The 16,518-nt window shown below is 44.8% G+C and carries 14 protein-coding genes and 1 pseudogene; 13 read left to right on the forward strand and 2 right to left on the reverse strand.

The window, feature by feature from the left end:
• Positions 1-4 precede the first annotated feature (4 nt).
• The 6 genes from MJ595_RS10985 (at position 5) to MJ595_RS11010 (ending at position 7,149) form a co-directional block, all read left to right on the forward strand.
• Positions 5-802, forward strand: a complete 798-nt coding sequence (locus tag MJ595_RS10985) for an enoyl-CoA hydratase-related protein (protein ID WP_263322334.1) — start codon at positions 5-7, stop codon at positions 800-802.
• Positions 799-2,778, forward strand: coding sequence for a biotin/lipoyl-binding protein (locus MJ595_RS10990; protein WP_263322335.1), 1,980 nt, complete (start codon positions 799-801; stop codon positions 2,776-2,778). Before MJ595_RS10985 ends, MJ595_RS10990 begins: the two co-directional genes overlap by 4 nt.
• Complete coding sequence (locus MJ595_RS10995; RefSeq protein WP_263322336.1) at positions 2,765-3,664, forward strand: hydroxymethylglutaryl-CoA lyase; 900 nt, start codon at positions 2,765-2,767, stop codon at positions 3,662-3,664. The genes MJ595_RS10990 and MJ595_RS10995 overlap by 14 nt, the downstream gene beginning before the upstream one ends.
• 43 nt (positions 3,665-3,707) lie before the next feature.
• Positions 3,708-5,651, forward strand: a complete 1,944-nt coding sequence (locus MJ595_RS11000) for an acetoacetate--CoA ligase (protein WP_263322337.1) — start codon at positions 3,708-3,710, stop codon at positions 5,649-5,651.
• A gap of 79 nt (positions 5,652-5,730) precedes the next feature.
• A complete protein-coding gene (locus tag MJ595_RS11005; RefSeq protein ID WP_263322338.1) occupies positions 5,731-6,750 on the forward strand; it encodes an aminotransferase class I/II-fold pyridoxal phosphate-dependent enzyme in 1,020 nt (339 codons plus the stop codon).
• Positions 6,751-7,011: 261 nt separating this feature from the next.
• The gene (locus MJ595_RS11010; protein ID WP_263322339.1) at positions 7,012-7,149 is read left to right on the forward strand and encodes a tellurite resistance TerB family protein; all 138 of its coding nucleotides are present in this window, start codon (positions 7,012-7,014) and stop codon (positions 7,147-7,149) included.
• 212 nt (positions 7,150-7,361) lie between these two features.
• Here MJ595_RS11010 and MJ595_RS11015 read toward each other — a convergent pair whose 3' ends face one another.
• Positions 7,362-8,699: an IS1380 family transposase gene (locus MJ595_RS11015; protein WP_263078015.1), complete on the reverse strand. Its 1,338-nt coding sequence runs from the start codon at positions 8,697-8,699 to the stop codon at positions 7,362-7,364.
• Positions 8,700-8,819: 120 nt separating this feature from the next.
• On the opposite strand from MJ595_RS11015, the pseudogene MJ595_RS11020 reads away from it, so the two are divergent.
• The 6 genes and pseudogenes from MJ595_RS11020 to MJ595_RS11045 all read left to right on the forward strand — a co-directional run.
• A pseudogene (locus tag MJ595_RS11020) lies at positions 8,820-9,239 on the forward strand (tellurite resistance TerB family protein); the annotation flags it as partial.
• A 62-nt stretch (positions 9,240-9,301) separates the two neighbouring features.
• Complete coding sequence (locus MJ595_RS11025; protein WP_263322340.1) at positions 9,302-9,739, forward strand: hypothetical protein; 438 nt, start codon at positions 9,302-9,304, stop codon at positions 9,737-9,739.
• Between the two features lie 49 nt (positions 9,740-9,788).
• Positions 9,789-10,235: a DUF411 domain-containing protein gene (locus MJ595_RS11030; protein ID WP_263322341.1), complete on the forward strand. Its 447-nt coding sequence runs from the start codon at positions 9,789-9,791 to the stop codon at positions 10,233-10,235.
• Positions 10,236-10,576: 341 nt separating this feature from the next.
• On the forward strand, positions 10,577-11,008 hold the full coding sequence (locus MJ595_RS11035) for a hypothetical protein (RefSeq protein ID WP_263322342.1): 432 nt from the start codon (positions 10,577-10,579) through the stop codon (positions 11,006-11,008).
• A 306-nt stretch (positions 11,009-11,314) separates the two neighbouring features.
• The gene (locus MJ595_RS11040) at positions 11,315-12,652 is read left to right on the forward strand and encodes an IS1380 family transposase (protein WP_263078015.1); all 1,338 of its coding nucleotides are present in this window, start codon (positions 11,315-11,317) and stop codon (positions 12,650-12,652) included.
• Positions 12,653-12,914: 262 nt separating this feature from the next.
• The gene (locus MJ595_RS11045; RefSeq protein ID WP_263322343.1) at positions 12,915-13,472 is read left to right on the forward strand and encodes an MFS transporter; all 558 of its coding nucleotides are present in this window, start codon (positions 12,915-12,917) and stop codon (positions 13,470-13,472) included.
• Between the two features lie 39 nt (positions 13,473-13,511).
• Here MJ595_RS11045 and MJ595_RS11050 read toward each other — a convergent pair whose 3' ends face one another.
• A complete protein-coding gene (locus MJ595_RS11050; RefSeq protein ID WP_263322344.1) occupies positions 13,512-14,954 on the reverse strand; it encodes an SDR family oxidoreductase in 1,443 nt (480 codons plus the stop codon).
• Positions 14,955-15,145: 191 nt separating this feature from the next.
• Between MJ595_RS11050 and MJ595_RS11055 the strand changes: the two genes are divergently transcribed.
• Positions 15,146-16,510, forward strand: coding sequence for an ethanolamine ammonia-lyase subunit EutB (locus MJ595_RS11055; RefSeq protein ID WP_263322345.1), 1,365 nt, complete (start codon positions 15,146-15,148; stop codon positions 16,508-16,510).
• Positions 16,511-16,518 lie beyond the last annotated feature (8 nt).

Genomic DNA, 16,518 nt, shown 5'->3' on the forward strand with positions numbered 1-16,518 from the left:
AATAATGAATGATAATAATAACGATAAATTAATTGTTGAGCATGATGGAAATGGTGTCGTTAAACTAATTTTGAACCGCCAAGAGGTTAATAATGCCCTCGACTCTGAGTTGATAAACCAATTAAATAATACATTAAAGTCATTAAAAAACGACGATACTCGTGTTATTCAGATACGGAGTAATGGTAAGCACTTTTCTGCAGGTGCGGATTTGAATTGGATGAAGCAGGCACGTTTTCTAGGACGAAAAGAAAACTATAAAGATGCCATGAAGTTGGCAAAACTACTCAAGCGTATTGACCGTTTTCCAGCGCCGGTGATTACTGTTGTACAGGGGGCAGCCTATGGTGGAGCCCTGGGGTTGATTGCTGCCTCAGATATCACCCTTGCCTCTGACTCCAGCTGCTTTTGCTTTAGTGAGGTTCGGCTGGGTCTGATCCCTGCGGTAATTAGTCCCTATGTTCTCAATACCATGGGAGTCAGGCAGGCTAAGCGCTACTTTCTTACCGGGGAGGTGATGAGTGCTGAAAAAGCCAGGGAGTTAGGTTTTGCACATGAGATCTATCCATTGGATCAGCTGGAAGAACGAGTGAAACAGGTCACTGAGTTTCTGCTGATGAATGGGCCAGAAGCTCAGAAGCAGGCAAAGAAGCTCATCCGTGAAATTAAAGGTAAGCCTGTGGATGATGATTTGATGGGGCTAACGGCAAAACGTATTGCTGATATTCGAGTGTCTGATGAGGCACAGGAAGGCCTTGAAGCCTTTCTTGAAAAGCGCCCACCCGGTTGGAGGGAGCTATGAGTTGGGCTAATAAAAAAACATTCAAGCGGATACTGGTGGCTAACCGGGGAGAAATTGCCTGCCGTGTAATTCGAACGGCCAGGAAAATGGGGCTTGAGACGGTAGCCGTATACTCTGATGCGGATAACAATGCCGTTCATACCCGACTTGCAGATCGATCTGTCTATATTGGGGCTGCTGCGCCACAAGAGAGTTATCTCAATATTTCCGGAATATTGTCTGCTGCGAAAGCATGCAGTGTAGACATGATTCACCCTGGCTATGGATTTCTGTCTGAAAATAGCGAATTTGCTAAAGCCTGTGCAGATAACGGTATCCAATTTATCGGGCCACCACCCAAGGCTATTAGCGAAATGGGATCAAAAAGCCGCGCCAAACTGATTATGGCAGAGGCTGAAGTTCCCTTGGTCCCCGGATATCATGGCAACGATCAGTCAGATCCCTGCTTGATTAAGGCAGCCGAAACCATTGGTTTTCCATTGCTAATAAAAGCAGTGAGCGGCGGTGGCGGTAAAGGTATGAGAATTGTTGATTCTGCTGATGAGCTTGAGAGTGCCATTGCCTCCGCCAGAAGAGAATCCCTGAAAGCCTTTGGTGATGACCAGTTATTGTTAGAGGCCTACTTACCAACACCCCGGCATGTGGAAGTTCAAATCTTTTTCGACCAGCAAGGGCAGGGCGTTTATCTGTTTGATCGGGACTGCTCCCTGCAACGGCGTTACCAGAAAGTGATTGAAGAAGCGCCTGCCCCCGGGTTATCTGATGAACTGCGTACGGCAATGGGTAAGGCGGCTTTGGAGGCAGGGAAAGCCATTGGTTATGAAGGTGCTGGCACCGTTGAGTTTTTACTGAATGGCGAAGACTTCTATTTTATGGAAATTAACACCCGGCTTCAGGTTGAGCACCCGGTGACGGAACGAATAACCGGTGTCGACTTGGTGGAGTGGCAGATCAGGGTTGCAGCGGGAGAGTCTTTACCACTGAAGCAAAGCGAGCTTGGCTGTCATGGTCACGCTATGGAAGCCAGAGTTTATGCGGAAGATCCAGCCAATAATTTTTTGCCGTCGGCAGGAAGAATTGCTTGTCTTGAATGGCCTGAACAGGATGGTTTTGTTCGTATTGATTCAGGGGTTCAGCAAGGTGACCTGGTTAGTAGCTGGTATGATCCCATGCTGGCAAAAGTGATTGTATGGGGTGAAAACCGCAGTAAGGCAATTGATACCCTGACACAGTCACTGTCTTCCAGTTACCAGGCAGGGGTAACGGATAATCGTGATTACCTGATTTTTTTACTGAGTCTGCGGGATTTTCGCAATGGAGCGATAGATACATCCCTGGCGGAACAGAACGTGCATCAATTGACATTATTGCAAAAACGAAAACTGTTAGTCGTTGCTGCACTTTATCAATATCGAATTAAGAGTCATGAAGCCCCTACAGGAAATTTTTCAAGTTTTGTTACAGCCTCTCCTTTCTTTTTTTATCACCAGGAACAGGAACTATCTGTTTCTGTAGAAAAAAAGGACCAGTTATATTTTCTTACCTTCGCTGATGGGGCTTGTAAGGCTAAAGCTAGCTGGCAGCAAGAGCCAGTAGGGCTATCAGGCAGATTATCTATAGAAGGAGAAATAGCCCAATGTCGAGTGATCCCGATGCCGGGCCAAAAAATTAAAGTCTTCTTACCAGACTGTAGCCTAGAGTTGGGACTACCCGGTTACCAGCAGCAGGCAAATGAACGCAAAGCGGATAGTCTTTCTGCTCCGATGAACGGCACAGTGACGACGATTGCAGTGAAGCAGGGGCAGTCGGTGGTGGCAGGGGAAACCCTGTTAACCATGGAAGCCATGAAAATGGAACATATGGTCAAAGCACCCAGAGACGGATTAATTGCTGATGTGTTCTTCAAGGCAGGAGATCAGGTGACATTAGGTACACCATTAATGGCCTATCAGGATGAAGCCCATGTCGCTACCTGAAAAAATAAAAATCGTTGAAGTGGGTCCCAGGGATGGACTTCAGTATGTTGCACAAAGGCTATCAGAGTCAGTTCGTGCTTCTTTTGTTAATAAACTGTCAGGTGCAGGGTTTAAACATATTGAGGTAGGCAGTTTTGTTTCCCCTGAATGGGTGCCACAAATGGCGGGCTCAGGCCAGGTATTCCAGCAGATTAAGCGAAAGGCGGGCGTAGTCTACAGTGCTGTAACACCTAATTTACAGGGTTTTGAGCAAGCAGTTCAGGCCGGTGCTTCGGAAGTGGCTGTGTTTACCTCTGCTTCGGAAGGGTTTTGCCAAAAAAATATCAATTGCAGTATTGCTGAAAGCCTTAAGCGTTTTAGGCCTTTAATGGACATGGCGGAAAAGCAGGGGATACCTGTCAGGGGTTATGTTTCCTGTGTGATGGGTTGTCCTTACGACGGAACCGTTAAGCCAGAACAGGTTGTCAGGGTTTGCAAAGAGTTAGAGCTGCTTGGTTGCTATGAGGTATCACTTGGGGACACCATTGGTGTGGGCACACCTCTTCAGGCCAAAAAAGTATTTAGTGAGGTTGCCACTGTAATTTCTATGGAAAAGTTGGCAGCACACTTTCATAACACTTACGGGCAGGCTTTGGCCAACCTTTATGCATTGTTAGAAGAAGGACTGACAGTTATTGATTCGGCGGCAGCTGGACTTGGAGGTTGCCCCTATGCGCCTGGGGCTTCGGGTAATGTGGCAACAGAAGATGTGGTCTATATGCTGGATGGTATGGGAATCGAAACAGGTGTTGATATTCAAAAGCTCCTGGATGCATCAGAGTATATTTGTAAGCAGTTGAGTATAACGTCGTGCTCTAATGCAGGACTTGCTCTGATGACTCAGTGAGTAATTTCTTAGCTAGTACAAGATGATAAATAAGGATAAAAATATGTCATCTTTATTATGGTCGCCTGATAGCGTGCGTATAAAGCAATCGGCTATGACCGCGTTTATGCAGTATGTTCAGGATAGACAGGGCGAGAAGTTACCGGACTATGACGCCCTGTATCAATGGAGTATTGATAAGCGTCCCGATTTTTGGCAAGCCATTACTGATTTTTTCAATATCCGTTTTTATAACCAACCAACTGAGATATTGGGCAATGATTCCATGCCGGGTGCACAATGGTTTCCTGGTGCAACATTGAACTATGCGGAGCACTTGCTTCAACGACGTGATGATTACACTGCAATTACTTTTCGGGGAGAAGCTGGAAATCGTTCAGTATTAACATTTAAACAATTATATGAACAGGTAGCAGCGGCTCAAGCAGGATTGATTAAACAAGGTGTCGGGAAAAATGATCGGGTTGCAGGGATTCTGCCCAACTGCCCTGAAGCCATCATTATGATGCTGGCTACCACGTCTTTAGGCGCCATCTGGTCTTCCTGTTCGCCAGATTTCGGTAATCAAGGGATTATTGACCGATTTGGTCAAATTGAGCCTAAGGTGCTGATGGCAGTGGATGGTTATTTCTATAATGGCAAAGCCATTGGTTGCACCGATAAAATTACTGATATCCAGTCACAAATCAGCAGTATCAAGAAAACGGTATTGCTGCCTTTTACGAATAATGCCATCGAAATGACTGAAGAAAAGATCATTAGTTATGGTGATTTTCTTGGTGATAGCCAGCAGCCAGTGCATTTTGAACCCGTTAGCTTCGATCACCCGCTATTTATTATGTATTCGTCAGGGACCACCGGTGTTCCGAAGTGTATTGTTCACGGTCACGGCGGCACTCTATTGCAGCACCTGAAAGAGCTGGCATTGCATACTGATATTAAAGCCAGTGATAAAGTGTTTTATTTCACCACCTGTGGCTGGATGATGTGGAACTGGCTGGTATCATCCCTTGCACTGGGGGCGACGGTTGTCTTATTCGATGGTTCACCTTTTTATCCTGCCCCATCGGCCTTGATGGATTTGGCAGAGCAAGAAGGTGTTTCTGTCTTTGGTGCCAGCGCTAAATACATCAGTGCTCTGGAAAAAGCTGAAGTTAAACCCTTTAAAAGTCATAATCTAAGCCAGCTAAAAACATTACTTTCAACGGGATCTCCTCTTTCCCATGAAAGTTTTGACTATGTATATCGGGATATAAAAAAAGACCTGTGTCTTTCGTCTATTTCCGGAGGGACTGACATCATTTCCTGTTTCGTTCTTGGCTGCCCACTGCTACCGGTCTATGGTGGCGAAATTCAATGCAGGGGGCTGGGTATGGATGTTCAGTTTGTTAATCATTCAGGGAAGTCAGTATTAGAAGAGAAGGGGGAGTTAACCTGCCAGTCCAGTTTCCCATCCATGCCTGTTGCTTTCTGGAATGATCCTGAAGGTACAAAATATCACAATGCTTATTTTAATGGGGTATCGGGTATTTGGAATCATGGTGATTATGGGGAACTGACAGAGAATAAAGGCGTTGTTATTTATGGTCGGTCCGATGCAGTACTTAATCCCGGTGGGGTTAGGATTGGTACTGCTGAAATATATCGCCAGGTAGAAAAAGTTGATGAAGTACTGGAAAGTATCGCAATAGGGCAAGACTGGCAGGATGATATTCGAGTTGTTTTATTCGTGAAGTTAAGGGAGGGCTTAAAACTCGATGAGTCAATTATCGAAAATATAAAAACAACGATTCGAACTCACGCCTCACCCAGACATGTACCTGGCAAAATTGTCCAGGTGGATGATATTCCTCGAACAATCAGCGGTAAAATTGTTGAGTTGGCTGTCAGAGAGGTTGTTCATGGCCGACCTGTGGTTAACAAGGAGGCTCTGGCTAATCCCGAAGCACTTCTACATTTTCAGGGTCGGGAGGAGTTGAATTCATAATCTTTTATCATCATATAAAGTAGAAGTGGTCATTCCAGGGCTAAAGCAATACTCATTAGCCCAAACAAAGAGGTAAATAATGATCGATCTACGCAGTGATACTGTAACCAGACCCTCTGAGCCGATGCTCAAAGCCATGATCAATGCTGAAGTGGGTGATGATGTGTTTGGCGAAGATAGCACCGTCAAAGCCCTGGAACAGAAAGCGGCAGAGATGTTTGGGAAGGAAGCAGCGCTGTTTTGTCCTTCTGGCACTATGACTAACCAAATTGCCATAATGCTTCATACCCGTCCGGGTGGTGAAGTCATTTGTGATCAGAATGCCCATATCTATCAATATGAAGGAGGAGGCATAGCTGTTAATGCACTCTGTTCTGTCAATCTGCAACAGGGTGATCGGGGGCGGTTCACTGCACAGGATGTTCTAAACAGCATTCGAGCCGATGATGTTCATTTTCCTAAAACACAGTTAGTGGCTGTTGAAAACACCATGAATAAAGGTGGCGGTGCCTGTTACGATTTTGCTGAGCTGGAGCGGATACGCAAGGTTTGTGATGATCACAACATTCCATTTCATCTTGATGGTGCGCGATTATTTAATGCCATAGTGACTAAAGGAAAGAATCCAAAGGCTTACGGAAAACTGTTTGATACCATTTCAATTTGCCTTTCAAAAGGTTTAGGTGCACCTGTGGGTTCTTTATTATTGGGCTCGTTCCGACATATTAAAGAAGCACGCCGTATTCGCAAACGGATAGGTGGAGGAATGCGTCAGGCAGGTTTTCTGGCAGCCGCCGGGATCTATGCTCTGGATCACAATATTGAGAGACTGACAGAAGATCATGGTCGGGCAATTAAGTTGTCCGAGGCCTTATATGAACATCCTGATTTTGAGGGGGTGGTCTCACCAGAAACCAATATTGTTGTTGCTCACTTGCGTAATGGTTGTGAACCTGAGCAATTTTTAACGATGCTGAAAAATAATGGTATTAAAGCGGTGCACTTTGGTGGGCAGGCTATCCGTTTTGTTACTCACCTTGATTTTGATGATGTGCAGCTGGAAGCTTTCGGTAAGACCATCAGTGGTATTCGAGGTTGAATAGTTTTGCTCCCACTCTATAAGGAGTGGGTTAAACTTCTGTAAGGATATAGAAAAGAGGCATCACTTGTCTTTTGAAAAAAGTATGCTGAGTAAAAAATAAGAATTAGAGGTCTGTTTATAATGAATGTTAAAGGGTTGCTGAACCAACTTTTGAATTCTGGCTCTGCTTCAGGATTAGTTGAATAGGGAAAACGGCTACTGGAGAAAGCGGGGCAGTCATCTACTAAAGATAAAAATGGTGGTAGTAAGCTTGCAGATATGGGCAAAGGAGCTATTGGAGGCAGTGCTATTACTATGCTGCTGTCGTCGAAAAAAGGGCGAAGGATTGGCGGCAAGGTCTTAGCGGTAGGCGGCACCATTGGACTAGGTGCGATTGCCTATAACCTGAATCCGTGATTTCTTGATTTGCCCGGCAGTTTTGAAAATGTGCTGATTAATTTTTTCCTTTGAAAATAACTCGGGTTATTGATTGAAGTGTTTTTATGTCGTTTTTAAGCATAAATGCTGATCAAAATATCATCAAACTTGAAGACAGGTTGAAAGAAGCCCTACCGTTATCAATACAGTACTTTCTCATTTATGGCATTTTTTTCTATCTCGCTATTCAATCAACAAAGTGCATGCTGGCTTATTAATTGATGGAAAGACCTGAAACCAGGACAGTAACGACCAAAGCGTAGCCGGTATTGATGTCCTTTTTTCAGAAGACGGGCAGCCAGGTAGATGAGTTCCTGTATCACGGTTTTTAACCGGCGTCGTTTGGCTTTATGACGTACCGGCGCATCTGGCCCGAGCAAGCAACTCTGCCCCATGTAGCGCAGAATGTTATAGACCAGTGCACCCAAACACATCACCAGGTCGTTGGTGTCAAACTTGCCTGAAGGCAGGCGCTCTAAATCCATATCAGTCTTCAACTCACTGTGAAACTGCTCGCTGGTCGCATGATCCTCATAAAGATTAATGATCTGATCATCGCTGTAGTCAGCTTCGCTGAGTGTTGTCCACCATCCTTCCAGCTCATAATCGGGTGTCAGAAATCTCTGCCCTACAGTATCAGTGGTACGCTTGATAATGCGAATAATCAGACGCTGGTTACCATAGTTGGTTTCATAGACGGTTGAGAGTGTCGCATAACTCTTTCCTGGACGCGACTCCTCCCATTTGACTTGCTTTTCTTCAAAAATGGGGAGCCAGTGTTCCTTGGTGTGATACTTTCTTGGGTTGAGCTTGATAATGTGATTCACACCTTTGAACCCGGCGATTTCCCGGCGCGATTCCTCAGCATCGTGGCCACTATCAAGGCGAACCAGAATAGGCGCTCGGGTCAAACGTCGGCTGCGGTGCAGCACTGCTTGTAAAAAGCCAATAAAATCATTCTGGGAGTGCTGAGAGCCTGGGCGTAATTCACATCCCAGGCACCAGCCTTCGCAGCCAAAGTAAGCGGCAATAGGGGCATAACCAAAGAATTTTTTATACGTGTACTCGACCCCCTCCTTTTTGGTATTGCTGTTATCCATAGGGAATACGTCGATATCCAGTGGTATGTGCTGCTTCTTATCGAGTTTTTTCGGAAGGGGTGTGACGGGCACCTGAAGATTAACCAGGACATCGGTAAGGCTGTCCTCGATGAAAGGAATCAGTTGGGCGGCATCTTCATTGAAACGCTGTCTTAAGCGGCTGGCTGAAGGCATTTGTTTAATGCCCATTGCCAACCGGAACCAGTCGTTATCCCGGTTATTATCAACATTATCAAAATCACTTTTACCCTGAGCCAGTTGGCCGCAGTAAGCTCTGATCAGGTCGATATGAGTGATACGGTGCCTTTTTTTTATTTTGCGCAGGGATTTGCTTAACGCTGTCTTTTTGTTGAGTGCATGACCAACGAAATAAAGCCCTGCGACCGGTGTATAAAATTCCGTCTGTGATTGTTCAATTTTCAGTTTCACAAAAATGCACCCAGGTGGTGAAAATTAGAGTGGGTGCATTTTAACTTGGAACTTACGTTTTGTGGTTGATCCAGAGGAGTTGGGCTACAGTGAACTCACGGATTCAGGTATAAGGCTTATCAAAGCTGGCAGCAAAACAAAGAAAGTAATGGTGCTCCTACGCAAACTGAAACAGCTTTTTTGAGCCATACTGTTGCTGATGACGATACCATCATCTTACAGGCCATGATTGCCGCGGCTAAGGCTGATGGTCATGTTGATAATGAAGAAAAAACAAAGATTCAGGAAGCTGTTCAAGCATTGGGTGCCGGCAATGAGCTAGAGAGCTTTGTCCAGAATGAACTGAATAAACCTCTTGACCCTACAGAAGTTGCCAGAGTGGCAACGACACCTGAAGTAAAATCTCAAGTCTATTTAGCCTCTGTTTTGGTGGCAGATGAGCAGAATTTTATGGAAAAGGCCTATTTGCAGGAGCTGGCTCGCCAGCTTGATCTTGATTCACTGCTAGTAAAAGAGTTGGAAGCCCAGGTGAGTCATTGACCTTCCAGCAAGGGTAAGGGTTAAGATTGCAAGAGTATGTTCCTTTTTTTCCAGGTTGACGGATGCCCCTGACTGAACTGAAATCCAGATCTGCTCAGAAAGCCAGTGTCATAGCATTGATGCTGGTGGTGCTATCTTTATTGCAATTTTGCTTTATATCTGTAACCAGGGCAGCTATAGAGCGACCTTGTGTAACACTTGATGAGAATGTCCCGGGACACTCTAAAGTCGAGCAGCAGATTATCAGCCATGACTGTCTTTTGCAGAAACATACCTTTACGACTCAGTTAAAACCACTTTGCCATCATTGTGATAGTGAGTTTAAGGCAATACAAATATCACAACTATCCCTTAACCCTGTATTTGCTCTACAATATCTTGCTTTTTCAAATTTAAATCTTGATAGCTATTCTCCCGTTGCTTGGCAGAGAAACACAGAGCCGTGGATTACTATAACCTTTCCAGATATTTATCTAGCCAAGCAGTCATTTCTGGAATAGTTCATTCACTCCTGATTTTTCTATTTATCTTTTAATAATGGAGTGAAAAATGAGTTATTTAAAAACACTGTTTCTTGGAATAGTTATGGTATTTTCCACAGTGAGTAGCTACGCAGCTGATAGTTCATCCACTATCAATGTCTATAAGTCAGCTGCCTGTGGGTGCTGTAAAGAATGGGTTTATCATCTGGAAGAGAATGGATTTAAAGTGATAAGCCATGATGTCAGTGATCTGGAAACCTATAAGAAAAGGGCTAATCTCCCCTACGACCTGGGATCTTGTCATACCGCATTTGTTGATGGCTATGCTGTTGAAGGACATGTTCCGGCTACAGATATCAAAAAAATGCTAACAGAAAAACCGGATATTCGAGGTATTGCTGTGCCAGGGATGCCCATGGGTTCGCCAGGTATGGAATACGGTAACCGCAAAGATCCATACCAGACCATTAGCTATACCAGAGATGGCAATAAGAGTGTGTATGCTTCACACTAAATTCTGAAACACAATGAATCCTTTGTCAGTGGCTAACTTCTGGCAAAGGTTTTTTTATGGTGGATATTGCTTATATTGTGAGCTGATCAATAATTATATTTATTAGTATTTATAGGGTGATCTCTGATGTGTAAGGTATTAAAAAACAGGAAAATTAAAAATAGCTAATGAGTGATAATAATAAATCAACTAACTATCAACATATCATAATATTTTTTATATCAATGTCCCTTACTTAAATTATTTTATGGTGGTTAATATTAAAACCTTAAACCATAGTTACATCTGTATTATTTCATCCTTTATTTCTATTCATAACCAATAATCCCCTGGAATTTTTTATGGAACAGTATCGCCATATGCGCTATTTAGTTATTTTTGGGGGAGTATTACTGCAAATATGTCTTGGTTCTCTCTATTCATGGAGTTTGTTTAATGCACCTTTGATGGGTAAGTTTGGCTGGTCTGGTAATGATGTGGTAATGACCTATTCTATTGCCGTGTCCGTGCTTGCTTTGACAACAATAGTTTCCGGGCGTTTACAGGATAAGATTGGCCCTAAAATTGTGGCTACCATTGGTGGTGCTCTTTATGGTATGGGACTTATTCTGGCTTCATATTCAGATACGCTCGGTATGCTTTATCTATCTTATGGTGTTATTGGTGCATCGGAGTTGGCTTTGCCTACGTTTGTCCATTATCAGCCTGTATTAAATGGTTTCCTCATGATAAAGGACTTATTACCGGGATTATTGTTGGAAGTTTTGCATTAGGTAGCTTAATTTCTAAATACGCCACTGACTTTCTTTTAATGAGTTATGGTATAGAAGATACTCTTCTATATTTAGGAGTCACTTATCTGGTTATAACGACTTTCAGTGCACAATTATTGGTTGCGCCTCCATCCATAAAGTCTTTATCAACAGACAATAATAAATATGAATCGCTTGAATGTGGTGGCATGGATTTACCCTGAATCCGTGAGTTCACTGTAGCCCAACTCCTCTGGATCAACCACAAAACGTAAGTTCCAAGTTAAAATGCACCCACTCTAATTTTCACCACCTGGGTGCATTTTTGTGAAACTGAAAATTGAACAATCACAGACGGAATTTTATACACCGGTCGCAGGGCTTTATTTCGTTGGTCATGCACTCAACAAAAAGACAGCGTTAAGCAAATCCCTGCGCAAAATAAAAAAAAGGCACCGTATCACTCATATCGACCTGATCAGAGCTTACTGCGGCCAACTGGCTCAGGGTAAAAGTGATTTTGATAATGTTGATAATAACCGGGATAACGACTGGTTCCGGTTGGCAATGGGCATTAAACAAATGCCTTCAGCCAGCCGCTTAAGACAGCGTTTCAATGAAGATGCCGCCCAACTGATTCCTTTCATCGAGGACAGCCTTACCGATGTCCTGGTTAATCTTCAGGTGCCCGTCACACCCCTTCCGAAAAAACTCGATAAGAAGCAGCACATACCACTGGATATCGACGTATTCCCTATGGATAACAGCAATACCAAAAAGGAGGGGGTCGAGTACACGTATAAAAAATTCTTTGGTTATGCCCCTATTGCCGCTTACTTTGGCTGCGAAGGCTGGTGCCTGGGATGTGAATTACGCCCAGGCTCTCAGCACTCCCAGAATGATTTTATTGGCTTTTTACAAGCAGTGCTGCACCGCAGCCGACGTTTGACCCGAGCGCCTATTCTGGTTCGCCTTGATAGTGGCCACGATGCTGAGGAATCGCGCCGGGAAATCGCCGGGTTCAAAGGTGTGAATCACATTATCAAGCTCAACCCAAGAAAGTATCACACCAAGGAACACTGGCTCCCCATTTTTGAAGAAAAGCAAGTCAAATGGGAGGAGTCGCGTCCAGGAAAGAGTTATGCGACACTCTCAACCGTCTATGAAACCAACTATGGTAACCAGCGTCTGATTATTCGCATTATCAAGCGTACCACTGATACTGTAGGGCAGAGATTTCTGACACCCGATTATGAGCTGGAAGGATGGTGGACAACACTCAGCGAAGCTGACTACAGCGATGATCAGATCATTAATCTTTATGAGGATCATGCGACCAGCGAGCAGTTTCACAGTGAGTTGAAGACTGATATGGATTTAGAGCGCCTGCCTTCAGGCAAGTTTGACACCAACGACCTGGTGATGTGTTTGGGTGCACTGGTCTATAACATTCTGCGCTACATGGGGCAGAGTTGCTTGCTCGGGCCAGATGCGCCGGTACGTCATAAAGCCAAACGACGCCGGTTAAAAACCGTGATACAGGAACTCATCTACCTGGCTGCCCGTCTTCTGAAAAAAGGACATCAATACCGGCTACGCTTTGGTCGTTACTGTCCTGGTTTCAGGTCTTTCCATCAATTAATAAGCCAGCATGCACTTTGTTGATTGAATAGCGAGATAGAAAAAAATGCCATAAATGAGAAAGTACTGTATTGATAACGGTAGGGCTTCTTTCAACCTGTCTTCAAGTTTGATGATATTTTGATCAGCATTTATGCTTAAAAACGACATAAAAACACTTCAATCAATAACCCGAGTTATTTTCAAAGGAAAAAATTAATCAGCACATTTTCAAAACTGCCGGGCAAATCAAGAAATCACGGATTCAGGTTTACTTAAAACACCGTCCTTTTATCTGGTCTGGTCAATGTATTTGTGTGCCTGCCTGGGTGGATTGCTGGTGATTGGCTTTGCTGCTGATATTGGCGTTGAACTGGCAGGGCTGGATGTAACTACGGCAACCTCGGCCGTGTCTGTTATTGCCCTGTTTAATCTGGTGGGTAGACTGCTATGCGGCACACTTTCTGATCGTGTTGGTCACATTAATATGATTATTGCTATGTTTTTTATAACGGCAGTAATGATGGTTGGGCTCAGTCTATTTCCTATGGATAAGGCGTTATTTTTCATCTTGCTGGCAGGCATTGCCTTATGTTTCGGTGGGTTCACATCTGTGTTCCCTGCTATTTTGGGGGATCTGTATGGTACACAAAATATAGGGGGCAATATTGGTCTGATCTATCAAGCCTATGGTGCTGCGGCATTAATGAGTCCCGTTGTTATCAGTCTGGCTGATGGGCTACGATCAACCTTTATGATCACGGCAGTCATTGCTGGCGCAGGCATGCTAATGAGTTGTATGTTGTTAATTGCCACCGATAAGACCTTGGTAGAGAAGTTTTATCGCCCGTTGTTATCTTCCTGATGATGGCTCACTGAGTGGTGTTTTTTAATTGAAAAGCACTCAGGAGCGTGTACTTATAGCTTTTGCCATTCCCTTAAAAATGAACAAATGGGCAGGTAGCATGGCAAACCAGTAAAGTAATCCCCATAGGCCTGCCGGGTGCCACCAGGCACGGATATCCAGTAATCGGTAATCACCTTTATCTGTTATTGAGAATTCCAGTCTGCCAAGCCCGGGGGCTTTCATGCCGAACAGTAAAGATAGATGTGTATTTTTTTTGACTGATAGCACTTTCCAGGAATCAATATAGTCTCCTGGTTGCAGTTGATTATGGTCAGGCCGTTTTGATATCAGCCCTTTGCCGCCAAATATCTGGTCTAACCAGGCTCTGACTTTCCAAAGCGGGTTTGCATAGAAATAGCCATTATTACCACCGATTTTTGTAAGCGTGGACCATAAGGCAGAGGCGCTTTTCCCGGTGCGGAGGGTGTAGCCTGCCTGCTTTGGGTAATAGGAGAAACCGGGTCGCCAGCGGGAGACGGCATCAGCATCGTACTGCCAGATTTCGTTATCCAATAGCTTGTTTTCTTCAGCCAGGGTTGTTCGTACGGCATCATCAAAGTTTATTCGTTGCCGGGGGATGGCATTAGAAATATCGTACTCCTGTCGTGGTAACAAATCGTGGGCAAGTCCTTTGACCAAAGCACTGGCCACAGGCGCAGGGACTGATGTGACCAGGTGTAACCAATAACTTGAGATTGCAGGGGTTAGAAAAGGGAGTTTTAAAATCAAGAGAGGTTTACGGATAATGCGGGCAAAACGGCGCATTTGTTCTTCATAGGAAATTGCCTCAGAACCACCCACATCATAAATCGGGTTACCTTCTACGGGGTGATTAATAAAATGCTCTAAATAATAGAGCAGGTCTGCCAGTGCCACAGGTGCTGAAAGAGAACGAACCCATTTGGGTGTGGTCATTACGGGCAAGTGATAGACCATATCTCGCATCACCTCAAAAGCTGCCGAGCCTGGCCCAATAATTACACCGGAACGCAGTTCAATCACCTGGCAGCCGGACTGGCGCAGTATATCCCCCGTTGCTTTGCGTGCCAGCAGATGCTGTGACTCTGTGGATGCTGGTTGCAGGGCACCCAGATAAACCACCCGCTTTCCCGGGCTGGCTGTTAGTGCACGAGTAAAATTATTAGCAAGCCGTAGTTCATAGTCAAAGAACTGTTTGCCTGCCATCATGCCATGAACTAAATAGAATACCAGTTCCGTGTTATCCAAAATGGATGTAAGGGTTTCAGGTTTAGCCAGGTCTACACGGTGGAGTATTAATTTCGGGTGGTTGTACCACTTCTCATTTGAAAGTGCCTGGGGTGTGCGTGCCGCTGCAATAACAGAGTATCCCTGGCTCAGTAAGCAGGGAACAAAATGGCGGCCAATATACCCTGTAACACCCAGTACCAAGACTCTTTTTTTTATCGGGCCAGCAGTCATGGTAGTACCATTTTCTGTGACATTATTTATTTGAATGATTATACCTGCACAAATGTTATTTGTTGTTTATTTAATATTGACTTTGGTCAATTATTAATGACCAGTGGTTTCTGATACATATCAAGTTCAGGGAATCACCATTTCTGTAGCCTTGCCTCGTTATCTTATTCTAATCGAGGCAAAGGCTCCTCATGCTTCTTAAAACCAAGCTGTTTGGAAAAGTATATAGCTTTTCCAGCATCAAAGAAGTACTCGCCAAGGCCAACGAAAAACGTTCTGGCGACGTGCTGGCGGGATTAGCCGCTGAATCTATTACCGAAATGGTAGCAGCCAAGGACATCCTGTCCCGTATGTTGCTGTCAGATCTCCGAAATAATCCAGTTGTACCCTATGAGGACGATGAAGTCACACGGATTATTCAGGATGATGTGAACGAACGTATTTATGAAGAAGTCAAAAACTGGTCTGTAGGAGAACTGCGTGAGTGGTTGCTGTCCTATGAAGTGCAGGGTAGTGCAATTCGCCGGATTAGCAGGGGTCTGACCTCTGAAATGATTGCGGCCGTTGCCAAGTTGATGACCAATGCTGACCTGATCTATGCAGCCAGTAAAATAGAAGTACTGGCCACCTGCAATACCACTATCGGTGGCCGGGGGACTCTGGCTGCACGTCTTCAGCCTAACCATACAACCGATGATGTTGATGGTATTCGTATTTCCACTCTGGAAGGTCTGTCATACGGCATTGGTGATGCGGTTATTGGCCTTAACCCTGTAGATGACACGACAGATAGTATTTATCGCTGTCTGCATCAGTTTGAAGAAATCAAGCAGCGCTTTGAAATTCCCACCCAGAACTGTGTGCTGGCTCATGTGCTATCCCAGATGGAAGCTGTGGAGCGAGGTGCACCGGCGGATATGATTTTCCAGTCTATTGCCGGCTCCCAGAAAGGTAATGAAGCCTTCGGCTTTAATGCCGGAAATCTGGCAGAAGCCAGTGACATGATGCTTAAGCAGGGTACCTGTACCGGCCCGAATGTTATGTACTTTGAAACCGGCCAGGGCTCAGAGCTTTCTTCCGATGCTCACCATGGTGCCGACCAGGTAACCATGGAAGCCCGTTGCTACGGTTTTGCCCGTCGCTACAAGCCTTTCCTGGTCAATACTGTGGTTGGTTTTATTGGTCCCGAGTATCTATACGACGGTAAGCAGGTTATCCGTGCCGGTCTGGAAGATCACTTTATGGGCAAGCTGCATGGTCTGCCAATGGGAGTAGACGTCTGTTATACCAACCATATGAAGACCGACCAGAACGATAATGAGTCCCTGATGACGCTGCTTACAGCAGCTGGCTGTACTTACTTTATGGGTATCCCTGCCGGTGATGACATCATGCTGATGTATCAAAGCAGCGGTTATCACGATGTGGCCACCATGCGTGAGCTGTTTAACAAGCGTCCGATTCCAGAGTTTGAAGCCTGGTGCGAGCGCATGGGCATAATGGAAAACGGTCGCCTGACGCCAAAAGCTGGCGATGCCTCTATTTTCCTGAAGTAATGAGGGCT

The organism is Endozoicomonas sp. Mp262, from assembly GCF_025643335.1.
Taxonomy (GTDB): domain Bacteria; phylum Pseudomonadota; class Gammaproteobacteria; order Pseudomonadales; family Endozoicomonadaceae; genus Endonucleibacter.